A 19,226-nucleotide genomic window follows, 5' to 3' on the forward strand; every position below is an offset into this window, starting at 1 on the left:
GATAATGATGGAAGGTATGCAGTGACTGTTCAGGGAATGACGTAGCCGTATATTTAGTTTTCTGTTCAACATATTGTCTCCATACCTGTCGGGACGGCTTTGGCAGGCCGGCAATCACAGGTTAAAGGTGTTGATAAGTTTATGGATGAAAGAGAAATGTGGCAGGGCGGAGATAAAACGCTCTTCAGCGACCAGACTGTGGATGTGGCCTCTCCGTTCAAACCGTTCTGATGTCAGGCTGACTGATTTGATATCTGCCAGAGGAAAGACCTGCAGTTTTCCCTTCTGTAACGCGATCAGATACCAGCTACCGCTGTAATAAATGAGCCGGCAGGGCTCCAGTGACGGATACCATCGCTCAGTCATCAGAGAGATGTGGATACACTGTCTTATTGCCAGGATGAGTTGCGAGAAACACTCGGGGAACGTTGCAGTGATATCCGGCGCCGGTAGCCAGATAAGGCAGGGAGAGGGCTCCTGGTTGTCGGTAAGACAGGTTATCAGTCGTCCGTTCCGGAGCGGAAGTATCCGTGCGATCCCGGTATTCTGTATAAAAGAAAGCATTTCAGGGATCGCACCTGGGCTGCTCTGTCGTCTGAGGCTGTACCTGCCATTTCTGTACTCTAAATCCAGGTGAACCAGACGCTGATGAAAATCGCGCTGTAAAGTACGTTCTGTAACGCCAAATTCATCTGACAGTGTTTTTAGTGACAGAGATTCTCCGGCCATCAGTCGGCTGATAATGAGTGATAAGCGAACCGCCAGGCGATCATGCCGGGAACGATTATCAGACATAGATGTGCACTCCGTAAGAAAACATCTTTTATTTCATGATGTTATTATGCATCATGATGTTGAAAGGATGTGTCGCATCCGGATAATCAGGAATAAAATGCAGCAGAAAAAATATTCTTTTAATTATCTGATTTTTAAGCATGATTTCATAAAAAGAAGAATGCTCGTTAATCCAGCGACACATCCTGTCGGCGTGAGTGTGTCAGAACAGACGCTCCCACAGTGTGATCAGCAGGTGGATAATGCGGTCCCGGGCTTTACGCAGAAGCTGTAACATCCAGGCCGGAAAACTGAAACGGGCAACGGCGACGTCAAAACTTTTCCCGATGGTTTCACCAAAAGTCTGTTGTGCGTGTTTCTGGGCCTGTTCAGAGCGGTTTTCTCCCCGGATATGTGAATACACCGCGCTGGTTGCCTGTGGTGGCAGTGCGTGGATCATCAGCGACACAAACGCCGGAAGGTTCCAGCCGACAGGTGCAGCAACGGAGAGTACCGGAAATGATGAAGGGAACAGGGTTGCCACCCGGGCTGTCACCGTCGCCAGTGAGAGCGCCTGCTGACGGGACGGGCATTTTTCTGTGGCATTCCATTCTTCAGCAGGAAACACGCGATCGGCATGGCTGAGAACAAACAGAAAACGCGAGGGATCTGCGCCTTCATTCAGTAAAAACTGATGCATGGTAATGTCGGCGGCATACGCGCGTTCATCTGCCCGCAGGATCCAGATAATCAAATCCACTTCCGGCAGTAACTGACGGTAAAGCGCCCGGTATTCCTGATCATGTTGCGGCGTCTCTCCAATGCCGGGCAGATCGACCAGCGTCATTCTGCGTTCACCGATCTGCAGGGTAAGACGATGAGCCTGGCGGGTGCAGCCGTTCAGGGGATGTGTGGCACAGATATGGGACTGAAAAATAGCATTACACAGGCTACTTTTGCCGGTGCCGGATTTACCCATAATGCCAATCACGGGTTCGTAATGAATAACGCTGTGGAGATGTTCAAGAATTTTCTGACGAATTTCTTCAGGAAGAAACGTCAGATATGATTTCACTTGTGCGGAGAGGGAAGAATGGCTGAATGACATACCGGTATCCTGTTGATTTCACTGAACCGGATCACACTAATCCGGTTTATCATTCAGGTAATATGGACGTGAAAAATGATGGAATGTCTGAATTACGGACATTATTGTTAAAGTGTAATGGAGTATGAAGTGAGTTTTTCAGAACGGGAACTAATGACATACTGCGGTTTCAGGAGATGAGAGGATGACCGGACGTAAAAACAAATGCGTCAGAAAAAATTGTAACAATCAGGTTTTCTCAGTAAAAATGGCAGTGGAGAAAAGACTGTGCAGAAAACATTATGAGAGGTTTTGTGAGCTCAAAAAAAGAAGAGAGCAAAATCCTGTTCACAGATTAAATGAAGCATTGCCAAGAAAGATAAAAGGACCCAAAAGTAAGAAAAAATTAGTAAAAGAAAGAGAAATCATTAACAGCAGGAAGAAACATAAACAGGAGCAGGGACCATCGCTGGTTGAACTTAATAAAAAAGTTCGTGAGATACTGAAAACTCCGGCATGGAGAACGCTGGAAACGAGAATTCGAAGAAACGGTATCACATTTAAATCAAAAGCAGAGTTAGATGTACTTTCTGAACTTTATGCAATTTATTCATGGGTTTCATATTGCAAACGGAGCGATAATTATTCTGTGTGGTTTTTGAATTGTCCGGATGTAAATATAAATCTTCATGTGTGCGAATGCAGGTCTTCTGAAAGCGATTGTTATCTACCATCCCGTTTTATTATCCTTCCAGCTCCATTAAGGCAAAAAGTAAAAAGAAAATACCCTGCTAATTCGTCTGGAGTGTCAGGATATAGTGATTCAAAAAGTCTTTATAAGACTGTTTTGTCTGTTTGTGGTGGGAAAAGAGAAACCGAATTGTTCTTTTATTCACTGCCAGTAAAGACTAATCATCATCCTTACTGGATTAAAAGTGGTGTGGTTAAAAGATTTCCGCCTATTTTTGGCTTGTTGTTTTATGAACAGGAAAGGTTAACAGGAGGTGTTTTTCGTTATGTGTTGATAAAGTTTTATAATGCTTTTAAGGAGAATTTGTTTTTTGTTGAGATTATCTCGTGCTGTTTTCTTGTTGAGTTTTTTCATGATATTGATTCATTTTTTATAAATCAACGATTAAGTAAGTTGGAAAGTTTTATAGATAAGTGGAGGGAGGGTAAAGAAATCTGGATAAAAGCATATCTACAACTGATACATAATGCATTGGGAATAACTGAAACAGAAAAACTCGTCAATCTATATAATTCATTTTTTACTGATAAAGTGGTTCTCTGGGATGAATCAGTAAAAAAAGTTAAGTGGATTTATGAGAAATAGCACCATTTAACTGAAAGCTACCATAACGTCTTTTTGATCACACGCATGATAATGCGTCTCATTTAAATTTCGTTTTTTGGGTCATGGAAATTTTCCGAACATCAGTGATAATGAGGGTTTTGTTGTTTTTGTTTCTGCAATGTTTGAGGGCTGTTCCTGGAGACGATTCGTTGCTTGTGAGCAAGTGGTGGTCCGCTTTACTGGACGAGTTTTGCATTTGTTGAGTGGTGAAATGGAAGTAAAAAGAGCCCCTTTCTGGCAATGACTGAAAAAGTCAGTAGCGTGTGACAGTAAAAACTAACATAAAGTGATTATCGTATGATTATGACAATAACTTATAACTTTTATGAAAAGAACAACAGAAACTACGAAGCCATAACAGATTCCTGAGACCATGTTTTCTGAGGTAGAGAAAATAATTCAAGAGTAAACCAGTTTGTTTTTTGGTCAGTAAAGAACCATGCCTGATGTGAAAACGGGTAATCAACATTCAGTCTGCATGGATGTTTGGAAGAGTTGAGAATGTCGGTATGATACTATATACACGTATTTTTACTAAGCATTTCAGTAAGTGTTATACACGTATTTTCATAAACACTTCTACAAGTGTTTTCGTTAAGCATTGCTATACACATCCAGTTTAGTAAATCTTTACGTTAACTAAATCAGTTTAATGCTGCTGTAAAACCTTTCTGCTTCAGCAATCAATCTGCTATTCGATTTTACTTATGTTACGTTTAACCTTTCCTGATATTTCGAGTTTCGACGTTAGCATGAGAAAAGTATCTTTACGCTAAATCAACCCGAACTTTCCTGAAGTAATCTGACGTTCTTTTCGATGTGCTTACGACGATTCTGTTAAACGACTTTCTGGATGTTTTGATAACAATCAGATTTAGGCATTAACGATTCCTGACGTTTTTCTTTTCCGTGTAAGGTCATTGTTTTCGTCATGATGTGACTCTTCTTGCATTGCGAAAGTGTGATGAACGGTTTTGGTGTTTTGATTCAGATGAAGTTTACGTTATCGATGGTTAATCGTTTTTATGGTGCGTAGTGAAACGTAACGCTTTCAGGAAGGGAAAATCGATTCTGATGGGGATGATCGTGTAACGGCGTTATCTGTAAACAGGTTTTAAACATGTCATTCGCATCCGTGATTAAGTTGTGTGATTAAGCTGTAGGTTTTGGCGTTGTTGTTGATTTGCATTACCAGGAAGCGTTCTGGTTGCGTTTCTGGTGTTTTGTTTGAATGTTCTGTGGATCCTTTTCCCTTCTGACTTTTCTCGTTGTCCATGTCGTTTTTAAATCCATTCGCTGTTCTTGAGTGTTTTTACCCTGTGTGTAGGATTATCTTTTTGTTCCGGGATGGTTTGTTCCGTTTCAATCACTCTTAATCAGAAAGTTGTAGCATTGCTCAATGCCGGATGCCGTAAAGTTTTACCGCGGTGATTAATGATGTGAAGTCAATCCAAATCAACGGAGATCTCTCATCATGAATCAACCAATACACAATGCTTACTGGTTATCCCGTTTTGAAAGTATTCTCAACGGTGCCCTGGCGCAACACCGTGCCGTCTCGTTAATCCGGGTGGATTTACGTTTCCCTGAGTATATGCCTGCCACCATCATGGATACCGATTTAGATTCAGCGGTGATTTCTCGTTTTTTTGCATCCCTGAAAGCAAAAATTCAGGCTTACCAGCGGAAAAAACGACGTGCCAACAAGCGTGTGCGTGCAACCACTCTGCGTTATTTCTGGTGTCGGGAGTTTGGCAAGGAAAAAGGCAGGAAACATTATCACGTGATATTACTGCTCAACAAAGATACCTGGTGCTCGCCAGGGGATTTCACCGTTCCTTCTTCGCTGGCGACGCTGATCCAACTGGCATGGTGCAGTGCTCTGCATCTTGAGCCCTGGCAGGGTAATGGACTGGTTCATTTTTCCAGGCGGACGCCTTTCCGTAAACCGACATCATCTGATGCTCGCCCTTCTTCCGATGATACGCCTGTGCCTGGTGGATGTTCTGATACCCGGAAGGATTCTGACAAAAAATCTGGTGGATCCGCTGTGCTCTGGGTCAAGCGTGGTGATGTGGAAGCGATGCAGAAAGCCATGGAGAGAGCCCGTTATCTCGTGAAGTATGAGACGAAGCAGCATGACGGTTCTGGTCAACGTAATTATGGTTGCAGTCGTGGGCTGGGGCGTCTACTGGATGGCAGGTGAACCCTGTAAAACAGCATCCGATGCCTGAGTTTATGCCAACGCCCTTAGCTCGCTTTCTGAAAAGTCGTCCTGAAGTAATGCAATGGATTGCCATCTACTTCCGTTCGTGACACATAAGTCGAAAAACCTTTGGTTGTTCTGGTTATTTGCATTTACTGCCATTCATAGAAATGAACAGATCGATTGGTAGGACTCAAATGTTATAGCGTCTCTCTTCTCATAGTCTGCTTTGTACCAGACGCGGAATCCCCTAATGCTGGTGTACAGGTTCTGACTCATTTCCTCCCCCACTTTCATCCCGTTATACTGTGAAAAAAGGAGGTAGGCGTGAAACTGAAAATGCAGGATTTGAGGCTGTTTAATATTGTGTTCGAGAGCGATCCTGGCTGGATACTGGATTTCTCTAACCGCACCTTGTCTGCTTTTTTCGATGAAGAATTGAACATTGATATTGATGATGAACGTTATCAGAAAGAGGGGACGTCAAAAGCCAAACGAGTTAGATGCTTGCTGAAACAGGTTGATCGTGAGACCGCTCTGCGGGTTCTTGGTGCGCTCTGGCAGTATAAAACGGAATCCATGCCTGAACAGGCTGAACAAAGCCGTAATGACTATCTTGCACTGATTTCCCGCTTAGAAAACGCTGACACCGATGAAGCCAAAGGCGTTAAGCCTGTCCAGGCATGGCATGGTGTTGACTGGCATTCACTTATCGCTGAAATGAACGAGATGAAATCTCTGCCGCCACATCCACGTGGTTTTCGGTTTGAAGCCTGGCTTGCTGAACTGTTCAGTATCTTTAAGCTTGCTCCCCGTTCGTCTTTCCGAAATACAGGCGAACAGATTGACGGAAGTTTCCGACTGAATGATGAATTTTACCTGATGGAGGCAAAGTGGCATCAGAAAAGAACGTCGGCTGCCGACCTCCATGTATTTGAAGGAAAGCTCAGTACCAAGGCAACCTGGACACGCGGTGTTTTTATCAGTTGGATGGGCTTTACGCCTGAAGGCCTGACGGCTTTTGGTAAAGGGAAGCGGGTTATCTGTGTCAGTGGTTATGATCTTTACCACTCACTGAATCATAGGATCCCTTTACCCGACCTTCTGGATGCTAAAACCCGGCACGCGGCTGAAACGGGAGAGCCCTATGCTGAGTTCGACCGACTATATGCACTGAAAGACAAACAGTTCGGCACGCTGAAATAACGGGTTGGGAAGCGATGACCTGCTCCCCGTTGTTTCACACAGAATCGTGTACAGGGTCGAAGTTCTGGCTCAATGTGCTGACTGAACTGAAAAACCGCGGTCTGAACGATATCCTCATCACCTGTGTAGATAGCCTGAAAGGCTTTCCAGATGCCATCAACACAGTATATCCGGAGGCCAGCATCCAGTTATGCATCGTGCATATGGTGCGCAACAGCCTGCGCTTCGTGTCATGGAAGGACTACAAAGCCGTCACTCGCGACCTGAAAGAGATTTAATCAGGCACCCACGGAAGAGACAGGCTAGCAAGCACTAGATAAGTCGGAGCTGGCAGGCTAACTGACCGAATCTTACCACGTTCTTCGCTTATCTGACGGACATTCGCAAAGTGCGCTATACGACGAATGCCATCGAGTCACTAAACAGTGTGATCCGCCATGCGATCAAAAAGCGTAAAGTGTTCCCGACAGACGACTCGGTGAAAAAAGTGGTGTGGCTGGCAATCCAGTCTGCGTCCCAGAAATGGACGGTGTCGTTGAAGGACAGGTGTATGGCAATGAGCCGCTTTATTATCGAGTTCGGTGACTGCCTGTCACTTCTGAAAAAAGGCATTTACACAGAATCCTAAACAGGTTCCGACATTCCCCACTCATACTAAACACCTTGTCACTTGACGCAGGGCTGAACATTTTACAACAACGGTATACCAATATGATATTGGTTTACTAAATTTTTTGGGAATCCCTCAGGGAATTTCTCCCTATACTTCCAGACATCTGTTATCATTTAACCCATTACTGATCCGCTGCCGCATATATACCTGCGGCGAGCGATAACTTAGAACTATGCTGCATTGTAATGTTCGATTGCTACTGCATGGTTATGCAATGCCGTCATTAACATCTGGCTTGGGCATGAACACGATGTAGTCACGCTTTATCGTTTTCACGAAGCTCTCTGCTATTCTGTTACTCTCCGGACTCCGCACCGCCGTGTTCTTCGATTCAAGTCCCAACATCCGAGCGAACTGGCGTGTTTCATTAGCCCGGTAGCATGAACCATTATCTGTCAGCCACTCCACTGGAGACGCCGGAAGCTCGTTGCCGAAGCGGCGTTCCACCGCTCCTGGCATGACGTCCTGTACTGTTTCACTGTTGAAGCCGCCGGTAGTGACCGCCCAGTGCATCACCCCGGCAATAAGGGAGCGTGCGCTATCCACTTTTTGCACGTCCATATTCAACGGCTTCTTTAATGAGTTCATTTTCCATCGTTTTGTTCCGGGCAGGCGCTGGCGTTCTTTAATCTGCCTTATGGCAGCAGCAAGTTCAGAGGCAGGAACGATCTGTTCCCCAGCAGTCACCGCAGTAAGACTTCCCTCCTGGTATTGCTTGCGCCAGAGAAGTAACTGGCTGCTACACCATGTTGCCGGGCAACGAGGGAGACCGTCATTCCTGGTTCAAAGCTCTTCTGAACATTAGCGATCTTTTCCTGTGCAGTATGCCGTCTGAGTTTCTCCGGTCCTGAGGCATCAATCATCTGTTTTCCAATGACCAGTCTAAAAACTAATATTAAGATTATCACTTAAATAAGTGATATTGGTTGACTGGAGATTCAGGGGGCTAGCCTATCCGGGAAAGTTCACTCACTTTGAATGAAGTAAATATTAAGTATCACATTTTGTGATGTAGCCATTATTTTTATAAAAAATCACCTGATAGGATTTATCATAAGTTAATGATAAGCAGAGTATTGATAGATGAGCAAGAAGAAGTTTTCTGTTGAGAATGAAGATCTCTCTACTGTTCGTACATCACTTCTTAATTTCAACCTTGTCCGGAAGTTGATCATGGAAATGTCTGATGAAGACTTCAATCAAGTTAAGGATAACCTTGAAAAGGCCATTGAGCAGCGTAATGAGTTGAAGGATTCTTTGGCAATTATCAAAAAGTACATGGATGACGCAGGTGTAACGGCGGAAGATGTGTATCGTGAATTTGGCAAAAAATTACAGACGGGCAGAAAAAACGATTCAGGAGAGTCTAATAAGTACAGGTATGAGTATAACGGTCAAATAATGTACTGGAGTGGACAAGGTCGTCGGCCTTCTGTTATTGCAGAAGCAATAAAAGCCGGAGGTTCTCTTGATGATTTTCTTATATCTCAGGGCACATCATCATCTTGTTCTGATTATGAGTGATACATCTAATCGGTTGAATGTTGCTGTAATGCTCGCTTTTGATGCTTATATGGCAGCGTTACCGTTTATTGTTTTAGTTACAAATTGGTCGTCATGGACATAACCTGAAATTATAACTATCATCGGGTCTTTCAAGTTGCTTATGCATATAACGCCAGGGAGGAAAACGAGAGTTAAAAAATTGAACTGTTCTCATAGAGACTGTAATTTAAATTGTGTAATTGCCGGTTTTTGATATGTTCACTCCAACAACGTAGACAAGTAGATTGTGGACGAAAAGACGCTTAAAGTCCTTGCGGCTGAACTGGCTAAAGGCCTCAAAACCGGGGCCGATCTCAATCAGTTTTCCCGTATGCTGACGAAATTAACTGTCGAAACGGCGCTTAATGCGGAACTCGGTAACGGCTGCAGATGTTCCTGCTCTGGTGTATGCTCAGCATCCTGTTTTGGTGCGGCGAAGACATGGAAGCGGCGGGAGAACCCCAGCGTATTAACCGCAAAGTTAACTTTGCACCGTTGCCCGGCAACCTCCACCTCAACTTCGCCCTAGTCGTGCTGGAGCTGGTATCCAGGCTGAGTTTCGAAGCGAACTGTTCTTTTTGACGGACGCATTTTACGTTTGGGCTGGATGTAGTAACGCAGCATGGAACGTCCGCCCGTATAACCCATTGCCTGACCGTTCGTTCAGAGCAACCAATCTGAGTCGCAATATCGACAATGTACGCGCCCTGCTGGCGCATTTGCTTTATCATGTAAAAGTCCTCTCTGCTCAGCATGTTGATGTCATTTCTGGTGTGAGAACCTTAAGGAAACAACATGTTGGGTGGAGCGGAAAATCCAAATGGTGACCGTCTTATTATCGCTGGCGCTGACACCTGAGCGATCACCTTTAATATGGTAGCAATTACACTGAATTACTTACAGATTCGTTATAACGAACCTCTGTACATAATTATGAAACAGATTTGTATTTACATAAAACATGGATATTTTTAATTTAGGTTTATTACTATTATTATACTCACTCCCTTTTTGATATAATCTCTATTGTTATTTACTTCCTGTCTTTACTCACTCTCTGTTCCTGTTTTCAGTGAAATAATAATTTATTTTAATTTTATCCATCATGAGCTGTATTTGCTTAACAATGATTGTTTGCCTGATATGTTTTAACTATTCTGGTGAACATCAATTCTCTGTCATCACTGATTAACTGAATGCTTACGCTTTGATAAGGTATCCATGATTCCGTCATGTTTAACAGCGCAGAATAAACAATGAAATTAACAGAGTGAATTCCTGATTATGTTTGTTTCGGGTTGTATTGTTTAAGATGCAGAGTAAAAATCATGCCAGTGGTATTTTTTACTCTGGTAATGTGTGCGGTTAACGTTCATGTCCTTAAGAACAGATTGGATGAGGGCGTATAAGTTTATTGCGTTGGCCTTGTTCACGTTTTTTTAGAACCACTGAGAGCAAGTTTGTAGTTTATGATTGATTGGTCGAAATATATTTCTTAACCTTCTGGTTGTGGGTTTTTATCGCGTGTTTTGCAGTATTTCGTGATGTTTATTGATTCTGTATTTTATTCGCTCCTCGTTTATCTCATCTCTTTAGCAAATACCATCAGATAATCCATTTCTTTCTGCATAATGCTGCGTATCGTTAATAACCCGTCGTATTCATTCTGCTACAGCATGCCTGATAAATACCATCTGTAAGTTATTACCGTTTTAGATCTGATTATGAGCGAAAGCATTAATTCGCTCACAGAGCTTAAAACATCATTAACTTTCAGGAGTCATCAACATGCCTAAATCTTATACACCAAACTGGTTTTTTACCGCTTTACTTGACAATCACATCAATCAAATGATGGCACGCTATTCCTGCCTGCGGGCCTTACGCATGGATTTCTTCTACAGGAAAGATACGCCTGATTTCTTACAACCTGATCATCGCTGGCTTGAATTGCAGTTGCGTATGCTGCTGGAGCAGGTAGAACAATTTGAAAATATCGTTGGCTTCTTCTGGGTGATTGAATGGACGGTTGATCATGGTTTTCATGCGCATGCGGTTTTCTGGATCGATCGTCAGAGGGTTAAAAAAATATATCCCTTTGCGGAGCGGATTACGGAATGCTGGCGGTCTATTACGCATAACAGCGGTTCGGCACACCGCTGTACATATCAGCCGCATTATACATACAACATCAACATTCCTGTGCGCCACAACGATCCTGAAAGCATCAATAATATTCGCGGTGCCCTGCATTATCTGGCGAAAGAAGAGCAAAAAGACGGGCTGTGTGCCTACGGCTGCAATGAAGTTCCTGAACGTCCTGCAGCAGGGCGTCCTCGTAAGCCTCACTTCTGAAAGTTTGAATCATGAGTTTCCTGGCCCGGAAACACTTCGTCGGTAAAAACTTACCTCGATGATTAATGATGTGAACTGAAGTCAACGGAGATCATTCACCCTGAACCTGCATCCGGTGTTCTGTCCCTTATCTTCCCGTTCTGCTTCAGTTCTTCACTTATTCCATCAATCTCATCCGCAAGCCATAACACGTCAGCTCATTCACGGGCAGGGCGCGTTGTGGGTTGCGCATAATGGAGCATATCTTATGAATGCTATCCCTTATTTCGACTATAGCCTGGCACCCTTCTGGCCATCTTATCAGAACAAAGTCATCGGCGTCCTTGAGCGTGCGCTGCGTGAGCAGTCCGGCTCACGGATACGGCGGATCCTGCTTCGTCTGCCGTGGGAACATGACAACGCCTTCAACAGCAGACAGACCTGGTTTGGTATGGATTTTATCGAAACCGTCAGTGCGCTGATGAATGCGAAACCCGGACGCGACCTTTGCTGGCTCCTGACCCGTCATCCGGAAAAGCCGGAATACCACGTGGTGCTGTGCGTCAGACAGGAGTATTTCGACGGCCCCGAACTGGACCGGCTGATTCTGGATGCCTGGAGCAACGTACTGGGCTTCGCGTCACCGGGGGAAGCGGCACCGTACCAGAAACAGATAACCCGGGATGTGGTGCTGGACAGTCGTTCACCGGACTGCGAAGACATCCTCAAAGATTTGATCTGGGCGTTCAGTGATTTCGCCCGCGATCGTCGTGGTGTGTGCGATCCGGAAGCCCGTTGCCTCGCCGGTAATCCCGGCTATCCCGGATCTGCAGGACCGTTCTGAGAATACGGCTCAGCACCTTTCCCCGCATTCGCACAACCTTCATAAATCTCACAGAGGATATTCTGACCATGTTGACCTCAATGACAGGCCACGACTGCGTGTTGCTGCGTGCCGACGATCCCCTGATCGACATGAACTACATCACCAGTTTCACCGGTATGACAGATAAATGGTTTTACAAGCTGATCAGTGAAGGCCATTTCCCGAAACCCATCAAGCTGGGCCGCAGCAGCCGCTGGTACAAAAGTGAAGTGGAGCAGTGGATGCAGCAGCGAATTGAGGAATCACGAGGAGCAGCAGCATGAAACGTGTTGCAATGTCGGCGCTGGTATTGCGGAAATCAGCCCTGTCCCTGGTGCTGGCGACATTACCGTTCATCTTCCTGCTGACCCTCTCCGGTCAGCCAGCAGATTGTAGCTCTTTCCTGACTGATTCGTCATTCCATTCACATTGTTTATAACTGGCATTACACCGGTGTTGATGCGCACCTTCCCGTGTGTCTGCACCGGCTGAACAAAATTCAACAGGGTTTGAAAAGGAACATTTCGTGCAAATAACCGAAGCATTAATTTCAGAGCCGGGAGACATCCGGCGTTTTATTCAGCAGGCGGTGGACCACTGGCCGCATTTGCTGGCATTTTACTTCACACTCCATTCGGCAGAAGGAAATATCAACGGGCAACAGATTCATGCATTCTGTACTTCCTTTTACCGACAGGTGCACGAACGTATTACTGAGCGTAATCACACGGCCAGTCCATCCTCGCCGGTGGTATTACGCTGGTTGCGGGAACAACATGGAGGAGCAACAATACGATGCCTGTTGCTGTTCAGCCAGGAGCTTTTCTGCCATCCGCGAGCCAGTGTGACAGTTGATGAAGAATGTTCGCAAGTGGTGGATTTACTGCAACAGAGCTGGCAGGTGATAAGTGCTGGCGGACAATGCCGGGTGGAAAAGCGTTTTCAGGTCGCCCGGGGTAATACATCTGGCCAGTATGTTGCGTTAAAAACAGTCGCATTGTCTCTGGGGTTACCGGTTGTGACCGCCATTATCTATCGTCCGGTACAGCGCTGTACATTGATTACAGCTCAGTGAATCAGCGCAGTTGTGCAGTCAACGATATTTTCTGGCTTTTCGTCGGTCATTCAGCATCATCAGCCGGGTCTCTGCCTCTTTCTGTTCCTGTGGAGTCACTTCCCCGCACGGCTGCCCCTTCAGGTCATAACGGGCGCCGCCAGCCATTAACGCACGGTAATAGCGCGGAGACCGCACATAAGACGCTACTGCCGCGCGTAATGCACCTGCGCCAAACGCCAGTTCTCTGATGGCGATATCCTGTATCAGGTCGTCAGGTATCTCAACTTTAAGCGGTTGGGGTTTTTCCCGGTTGAATAACTCAGGCCAGAGTTCCACAAGACGATTAATACGCTTACGGTTTTTACGCTGGCGTTTTGTCATATGCCGCCACGGTGTTTTTTCAGCAGAGCAGGGCTCTGTTTATCGTTCAACTGTGGTATCCGTTCCCTGGCCTTCACGTTGTGTGCAGTGTTCGTTTTATCCTGCAGCGGCGTTGCCGGTGACTTACTGAAAATACCCTGCGGTTTACGGTTAATGGTCAGCGTTACCATCAGTATTGTTACCTCGTGCTGTCAATGGAAGTGGTACCTCATCCGGTATCTGAAAATGTTTTCCGGTGGATGGCACAGCGAATGTCATGTAAGACATGCTGTTGCCGGTATTGTTCAGTGCTGTGCGTAGTGAGCGTATTCGTTATCAGACTGTACTGGTTGTGAACGATATGACTATGGTGACCGCTACAGTCGGACCAGCCGTACCAATACATACAGCCATGTGCCCTCTGATGCTGAAAGCCTAAATGATGGTAATGACGACATGCGTATGATAAAATATTACTTGACAAATGATAATGAACACCACTTGCAACAACCAGCAAGACCATTGAATAGAGCTAATTGGCGAGTACATCTGTAGATAGTACACAATTCATTACGTAAAATGCTGTAATTTCTATCTAGGGTTACGTAAAATATCACGTAACTTAATTCATTAAATATTTTACGGATTACAGCATGGCTAGTGTTGATGCAGACTACTGCTACTCGTTTCCGGCTATACGTGGCATTCAGGCAGGCCGCCCCTTCTACATTGCCACATGTCCGATGCGTATCATCCCCAAAATTTTTAGCTTTGATGAAAATGATGTTCCTCCGGAGTTGCGCGCGCAACGCACCCTCAATAAATCTCGCATCCCTGAAATGGTTCGTTATCTTCTTGAAAATCCTAAAGATTATGTATTTTCTGCACTAACAGCATCCATTGCCGTTGACGTCCAGTTTGATGAGTTTCCCGGCACGAATAATCTAGGGACGTTATGTGTACCAATGGACGCGCAAATCTTGATCAACGACGGTCAGCATCGTCGTAAAGCGATTGAAGACGCTTTAGACGCTCGCCCGGAGCTGGGGCAGGATAACATACCTGTGCTGTTTTTTGTCGATGAAGGATTAAAACGCAGCCAACAGATGTTTGCCGATCTGAATAAATATGCTATTCGCCCCAGTCCGTCGTTGGCATCGTTGTATGATCATCGGGATGCCAGTTCAAATTTGGCGCGTTATCTGGCAATGTCCGTAGAGCCGTTTGTCGGAATGACTGAGCTGGAAAAATCCAATATCAGTCAGCGGTCAAATAAATTATTTACGTTAAGCAGCATCAAGCAAGCTACCCGTGCGTTGCTGGGAAAAGATCCGAAAAAGAGCGATTTTGAAGAATGTACCCAGATAGCAACTCGCTATTGGCAAGCTATTTATAATGTAATGCCGGACTGGCAATTAGCCGCAAAAAAGGAAGTTTCACCGGTTCAACTACGTCAGGACTATGTTCACGCTCACGGTATTGGTTTGCAGGCACTCGGACAACTAGGGTATACACTGCTGACAAATTACCCAGAGCAGTGGCCTGATAAAATTGCTGCACTCAAAGTGTTTAACTGGCGCAGAAATAATCCGGATCTTATCAAACGTGCGATGCAGCATGGAAAGTTGAGCAAAACCAGTACGGCAATCCAACTCACCTGCAATGCGCTAAAAAACGCACTCTCAATTCCGCTTACTCCTGAAGAACAGGAGCTTGAAGCCCAAATGGTTGTCTCATGAGTAAATTAGTTCAGGCCTACGATTTGGCCGAATACACAGATTTTATTAATCAGGAGCAGTTTTCTGGACGCCCTCTGGCCGAATATATTTCTGAAGTTCAGAGAATTTATTGTGCGGATAAGCGTCCGTGGGTAATTGGCTATAGCGGTGGAAAAGATTCTTCCGCCGTGATCACGCTGGTGTATCTGGCCCTGCTTGGCCTGCCCCCGGAAATGCGCAACAAAGATGTTTTTGTAGTGTCATCCGATACGCTGGTGGAAACACCAGTGGTAGTAGATTTAATTAAGAAAACGATGTTGCAAATTGAGGCAGGCGCAAAGCGTAATGGCCTGCCGATCACTCAACATGCGGTAACGCCTAAAACTAATGAAACCTTCTGGGTCAATTTACTGGGGAAAGGTTATCCGGCCCCAACCCGCAGTTTTCGCTGGTGTACCGAACGCATGAAAATCAATCCGGTGAGTGACTTTATTAAAGAAAAGGTCAGCCAGTTTGATGAAGTAATTGTTGTCCTAGGTTCACGTAGTAGTGAGAGTGCCTCTCGTGCGCAGGTCATCGCAAAGCACAAAATTGATGGCTCACGCTTGGCCCGGCATACCACACTGGCAAATGCGTTTATCTATACCCCTATTGATACCTGGGATGTAGAAGACGTCTGGAAACTGCTGCGCGGCGCGTTCCGCTATGCTCCTGAATATATCGACGAATGGGAAAGCCCGTGGGGTGGAAACAATCGTCCTCTATGGACGCTGTATATGGACTCTTCCGCACAGGGTGAGTGTCCCTTAGTGATAGACGAAAGTACCCCCTCTTGTGGGAACTCTCGCTTTGGATGCTGGACCTGTACCGTAGTAACCAAAGATAAAGCGATGGAAAGTCTGATCAAAAATGGCGAAGAGTGGATGTCGCCATTGCTGAAATATCGTGATCTGCTGGCGTTTACCACCGATCCGGTGAATAAAGACACCTATCGCAACTATAAACGTCGTACCGGTAAGGTGAGCTATCAGTACGCTAAAGACGGTGAAGATCGCAGTGCAGAGCGTAAGCATGTGCCAGGCCCCTACTGGCTCAAATATCGCCAGCAATGGTTAAAAGACTTACTGGAAATTGAGCGTGATTTAAACGCCCAGGGCCACAGGATTACGTTAATCACCGAGTCGGAACTGCACGCTATCCGCCAAGAATGGTTGAAGGATCCTAATGAACCAGACTGGTACGACACACTACCAGGTATCTACCGTGAGGTGTACCAGCGGGATCTGGATTGGGTCGTTGACGACCAATCACGTTTTGACGCCAGCGATGCCGATTTGCTGGTGCAGATAGCTCAGGGGTTTGATGTTGTGCCAGAGATGGTGATGAAATTGATTGAGCTGGAAGTTTCAATGGAAGGATTAAGTCGCCGTCAGGGGATTTTTGACAAACTTGGCACCATTTTAAAACAGGATTGGGGCAGTCTCGAAGAGATTCAACAACAGCAGGCAGCGCTACAAAAACGTAACGACCGGGATATTCACCAGGAAGAAATCACCAGGCTGGAAGCTGAACTTCAGGTTTTACAACGCAGAATTGTCGATGCCAGCGAATCCTCTGTATTGGTCGGCGAGGAAAACGAACGTGCTCATTAAACAACTGGTATTACATAATTTTCGGGTATTTAACGGTACTCACACGATTGATCTGGCTCCAAGAAAGCGACCACATGAAGTAAACCCTCGTCCGATTGTGCTGTTTGGCGGTTTAAATGGTGCAGGTAAAACGTCTATTCTGTCGGCTATCCGGCTGGCATTGTATGGGCGGCTGGCATTTGGGCTCGCGACTCAGCAACAGGATTATATTGAGCATCTTAGTTCGTTGATTCACAAAGGTGCGTACTATATTGAGCAACCGGAAGAGGCGGCTGTTGAACTGACCTTTACCTATAATAAGGGTGGGCAGGAATCAGAGTTTACTGTTACGCGAACTTGGAAAAAGGGCAAGAAAGATCGCCTTTCTTTACAAAAGGATGGCCAACCACTCAGTGAACTGGATTATGATCAGTGCCAGGGGTTTCTTAATGAATTAATTCCTCATGGTATTGCTGATTTGTTCTTTTTTGATGGCGAAAAAATTGCGGAACTGGCAGAAGATGAATCTGGCAATATTTTGCGCACCGCTGTACGCCGTTTATTGGGCCTGGATCTGATATCCAAACTGCGTAATGACTTAATGATTTTCGTTAAGCGCCAACAATCCAGCCAGTTAGCGGAAACTCAGCAACAGCAGATTGAAGTGCTGGAAAAACAAAGTAGAGACTTAGCTTGTCAGACAGAAGCATTGCTGGAAAAAGCTGATTTTGCCAAATCTAGAATCGAGTTTCTGTCTAAAGACATTATTCGCTATGAAGGCTTGTTGAATGCGCAGGGCGGTGCATTTGCGCAGACAAAAGCGCAGGAGAAGCAGAAAGTTGAAACACTGCTAAAAGATAAGGAGCGCCTGGAAAAAGCACTGCGTCAGGAATGTGATGGATCATTACCTTATGCACTAGCTCCCAATATTTTATCCGAGTTGCTGGAAAAAATTGCTGATGAAACGCAGATCAAACAAGCTCAAAGCTTTGAAAAAGAGTTAAGGCTATTTTTGGCCCAGCTCAGAAACGATATTGCATTACGCTCTCGTACTACCAGTAAAATTGCAGCCGAGGCGATTACTGATAATCTGAACGAATATATGGCAACTAAACCGAAGGGCGATTTGTTGTTTGATATTTCTGAACGTGAAGCCGGCATGCTCCAGCAATCAATAGAGCAGGACAGTAAAAAGGCATGGCAGCGCTTCGAGCTTTACCGTATTCAGTTAGCAGAAATTGAACAGCAACTAGAGCAAGCCGCTGCCAATATTGCCCGCGCTCCGGAAGATGAGCAGTTAATGGATCTTTTTGAAAAGCTGCGCGATCTTGATAAGCAGCGTGAAAATCAGCGGCAAAAATATCTTTCATTGCTGGAAGACGCTAAACGGGTTAAGCAACAGCAACTGGATTGTGTCCGTCAGGTGCAAAAACTGCATGATGCGGCCCGCAGTCAGCATGGCTTTAGTAGCGCCTTCAAAAATGCGCAGGAAACAATTAATTTACTCGATCGGTATAGCGACGTATTAACTCAGGCGAGAGTAAAGACGCTATCTGCTAACTTTGAAGTTGCCTATCGCAAACTGGCTCGTAAAGAAGATATGCAACTGAGTGCTCATATTAACCCAGAGACATTTGACGTTGAGTTAATTGATGAGAAGGGATCTGTCATTAATCGTAAGTTACTATCTGCCGGTGAAAAGCAGATTTATGCCATTGCTATTCTTGAGGCGCTAGCAAAAACTTCTGGTCGTGATTTGCCGGTGATTATTGATACGCCATTAGGACGTCTGGATTCACAACATCGGGATAAACTAATTAACCATTATTTCCCATTTGCCAGCCATCAAGTGGTGCTATTGTCTACCGATACGGAAGTGGATGAACGTTATTTTGTTGACCAATTACGTGATGATATTTCTCATGCTTACGAGATAGTATTTAACACGCATACTAAATCATCAGCGTTGAAGCCCGGTTATTTCTGGGAATTAACTAAGGAGGCTATCTGATGCTCCCGAATCGAATGGTGCTGAATCGTCAGACTGAAGAGCAGCTTAAAAGATTGAAAGGGTATACAGGGATCACACCTAATGTCGCTGCCCGATTGGCATTTTTCCGCTCGGTGGAGAGTGAGTTTCGCTATTCATCAGAACGGGATAATCGGAAACTAGATGGTTCGCTGGTGTTGGATAAGATTACGTGGCTGGGGGAGACATTACAGACTACGGAATTGGTATTGAAGATGCTTTATCCGCAGTTAGCTCAGAAGGATATGGTTAAAGCATGGGCTGCGCATGTGGAGGATGGGATTGCGGCGTTAAGGAATCATAAGAGTCTATTAAACTTTATTAAATCAATAGATTAAGAATTTTTAGGCCATCCAAATTAACAATATGGATGGCCTGAACAAA

The 19,226-nt window shown here is 45.1% G+C and carries 19 protein-coding genes and 4 pseudogenes; 17 read left to right on the forward strand and 6 right to left on the reverse strand.

The window, feature by feature from the left end; all coding sequences use genetic code 11:
- Window positions 1-114: 114 nt before the first annotated feature.
- Window positions 115-795, reverse strand: a complete 681-nt coding sequence (locus ACJHWK_RS02390; RefSeq protein WP_001282919.1) for a helix-turn-helix transcriptional regulator — start codon at window positions 793-795, stop codon at window positions 115-117.
- Between the two features lie 202 nt (window positions 796-997).
- Window positions 998-1,882 (reverse strand): GTPase, encoded by an 885-nt coding sequence (locus ACJHWK_RS02395; protein WP_000010408.1) that lies wholly within the window; start codon window positions 1,880-1,882, stop codon window positions 998-1,000.
- 184 nt (window positions 1,883-2,066) lie between these two features.
- On the opposite strand from ACJHWK_RS02395, the gene ACJHWK_RS02400 reads away from it, so the two are divergent.
- The 6 genes and pseudogenes from ACJHWK_RS02400 (at window position 2,067) to ACJHWK_RS02425 (ending at window position 7,258) form a co-directional block, all read left to right on the forward strand.
- The gene (locus ACJHWK_RS02400; RefSeq protein ID WP_000147749.1) at window positions 2,067-3,197 is read left to right on the forward strand and encodes a hypothetical protein; all 1,131 of its coding nucleotides are present in this window, start codon (window positions 2,067-2,069) and stop codon (window positions 3,195-3,197) included.
- A gap of 1,495 nt (window positions 3,198-4,692) precedes the next feature.
- Window positions 4,693-5,424 carry an inovirus Gp2 family protein gene (locus tag ACJHWK_RS02405; protein WP_001075464.1) on the forward strand — a complete coding sequence of 244 codons (732 nt, stop codon included), beginning with the start codon at window positions 4,693-4,695 and terminating at the stop codon, window positions 5,422-5,424.
- Between the two features lie 327 nt (window positions 5,425-5,751).
- Window positions 5,752-6,630, forward strand: coding sequence for a restriction endonuclease (locus ACJHWK_RS02410; RefSeq protein ID WP_000769116.1), 879 nt, complete (start codon window positions 5,752-5,754; stop codon window positions 6,628-6,630).
- A 14-nt stretch (window positions 6,631-6,644) separates the two neighbouring features.
- Window positions 6,645-6,845 (forward strand): annotated as a pseudogene (locus ACJHWK_RS02415) (transposase); the annotation flags it as partial.
- Complete coding sequence (locus ACJHWK_RS02420) at window positions 6,832-6,897, forward strand: EAST1 family heat-stable enterotoxin (protein WP_223366084.1); 66 nt, start codon at window positions 6,832-6,834, stop codon at window positions 6,895-6,897. The pseudogene ACJHWK_RS02415 and the gene ACJHWK_RS02420, both read left to right, overlap by 14 nt.
- Window positions 6,898-7,018: 121 nt before the next feature.
- Window positions 7,019-7,258, forward strand: coding sequence for a transposase (locus tag ACJHWK_RS02425; protein WP_001270905.1), 240 nt, complete (start codon window positions 7,019-7,021; stop codon window positions 7,256-7,258).
- Window positions 7,259-7,390: 132 nt separating this feature from the next.
- On the opposite strand, the pseudogene ACJHWK_RS02430 reads toward ACJHWK_RS02425, so the two are convergent.
- Window positions 7,391-8,166: pseudogene (locus tag ACJHWK_RS02430) on the reverse strand (transposase).
- A gap of 220 nt (window positions 8,167-8,386) precedes the next feature.
- Between ACJHWK_RS02430 and ACJHWK_RS02435 the strand changes: the two are divergent.
- Window positions 8,387-8,827, forward strand: a complete 441-nt coding sequence (locus ACJHWK_RS02435; protein WP_000038138.1) for an H-NS family nucleoid-associated regulatory protein — start codon at window positions 8,387-8,389, stop codon at window positions 8,825-8,827.
- A 268-nt stretch (window positions 8,828-9,095) separates the two neighbouring features.
- Window positions 9,096-9,224, forward strand: a pseudogene (locus ACJHWK_RS02440) (IS256 family transposase); the annotation flags it as partial.
- A 23-nt stretch (window positions 9,225-9,247) separates the two neighbouring features.
- On the opposite strand, the pseudogene ACJHWK_RS02445 reads toward ACJHWK_RS02440, so the two are convergent.
- Window positions 9,248-9,603, reverse strand: a pseudogene (locus tag ACJHWK_RS02445) (IS21 family transposase); the annotation flags it as partial.
- A 1,033-nt stretch (window positions 9,604-10,636) separates the two neighbouring features.
- Between ACJHWK_RS02445 and ACJHWK_RS02450 the strand changes: the two are divergent.
- From ACJHWK_RS02450 to ACJHWK_RS02470, 5 genes are all read left to right on the forward strand, one after another.
- A complete protein-coding gene (locus ACJHWK_RS02450; protein ID WP_001126820.1) occupies window positions 10,637-11,203 on the forward strand; it encodes an inovirus-type Gp2 protein in 567 nt (188 codons plus the stop codon).
- Window positions 11,204-11,450: 247 nt separating this feature from the next.
- Window positions 11,451-12,026, forward strand: coding sequence for a hypothetical protein (locus tag ACJHWK_RS02455; protein ID WP_000991584.1), 576 nt, complete (start codon window positions 11,451-11,453; stop codon window positions 12,024-12,026).
- Window positions 12,027-12,094: 68 nt separating this feature from the next.
- The gene (locus ACJHWK_RS02460; protein WP_000958149.1) at window positions 12,095-12,331 is read left to right on the forward strand and encodes a helix-turn-helix transcriptional regulator; all 237 of its coding nucleotides are present in this window, start codon (window positions 12,095-12,097) and stop codon (window positions 12,329-12,331) included.
- Window positions 12,328-12,486 carry a hypothetical protein gene (locus tag ACJHWK_RS02465; RefSeq protein WP_000831911.1) on the forward strand — a complete coding sequence of 53 codons (159 nt, stop codon included), beginning with the start codon at window positions 12,328-12,330 and terminating at the stop codon, window positions 12,484-12,486. The genes ACJHWK_RS02460 and ACJHWK_RS02465 overlap by 4 nt, the downstream gene beginning before the upstream one ends.
- A gap of 87 nt (window positions 12,487-12,573) precedes the next feature.
- Entirely contained in the window at window positions 12,574-13,122 is a 549-nt protein-coding gene (locus ACJHWK_RS02470; RefSeq protein ID WP_032152093.1) for a hypothetical protein, read from the forward strand.
- 18 nt (window positions 13,123-13,140) lie between these two features.
- Here the strand turns inward: ACJHWK_RS02470 and ACJHWK_RS02475 are convergent, their stop codons facing one another.
- Both ACJHWK_RS02475 and ACJHWK_RS02480 read right to left on the reverse strand, forming a co-directional pair.
- The gene (locus tag ACJHWK_RS02475) at window positions 13,141-13,485 is read right to left on the reverse strand and encodes a ProQ/FINO family protein (RefSeq protein WP_000166952.1); all 345 of its coding nucleotides are present in this window, start codon (window positions 13,483-13,485) and stop codon (window positions 13,141-13,143) included.
- Entirely contained in the window at window positions 13,482-13,655 is a 174-nt protein-coding gene (locus ACJHWK_RS02480) for a hypothetical protein (protein WP_000258195.1), read from the reverse strand. Before ACJHWK_RS02480 ends, ACJHWK_RS02475 begins: the two co-directional genes overlap by 4 nt.
- A 462-nt stretch (window positions 13,656-14,117) precedes the next feature.
- Here ACJHWK_RS02480 and dndB point away from each other — a divergent pair, with 462 nt between their 5' ends.
- Genes dndB through dndE form a run of 4 tightly spaced genes read left to right on the forward strand, consistent with a single transcriptional unit; the run spans window position 14,118 to window position 19,180 of the window.
- The gene (dndB, locus tag ACJHWK_RS02485) at window positions 14,118-15,203 is read left to right on the forward strand and encodes a DNA sulfur modification protein DndB (protein WP_000179014.1); all 1,086 of its coding nucleotides are present in this window, start codon (window positions 14,118-14,120) and stop codon (window positions 15,201-15,203) included.
- The gene (gene dndC, locus ACJHWK_RS02490) at window positions 15,200-16,834 is read left to right on the forward strand and encodes a DNA phosphorothioation system sulfurtransferase DndC (RefSeq protein WP_000041168.1); all 1,635 of its coding nucleotides are present in this window, start codon (window positions 15,200-15,202) and stop codon (window positions 16,832-16,834) included. Before dndB ends, dndC begins: the two co-directional genes overlap by 4 nt.
- Window positions 16,824-18,824 (forward strand): DNA sulfur modification protein DndD, encoded by a 2,001-nt coding sequence (dndD, locus tag ACJHWK_RS02495; RefSeq protein WP_000905896.1) that lies wholly within the window; start codon window positions 16,824-16,826, stop codon window positions 18,822-18,824. Before dndC ends, dndD begins: the two co-directional genes overlap by 11 nt.
- Window positions 18,824-19,180 (forward strand): DNA sulfur modification protein DndE, encoded by a 357-nt coding sequence (gene dndE / locus ACJHWK_RS02500; RefSeq protein ID WP_000937304.1) that lies wholly within the window; start codon window positions 18,824-18,826, stop codon window positions 19,178-19,180. The genes dndD and dndE overlap by 1 nt, the downstream gene beginning before the upstream one ends.
- Window positions 19,181-19,226: the final 46 nt, after the last annotated feature.

This window comes from Escherichia sp. WS547 (assembly GCF_046486065.1).
Lineage (GTDB): Bacteria > Pseudomonadota > Gammaproteobacteria > Enterobacterales > Enterobacteriaceae > Escherichia > Escherichia coli.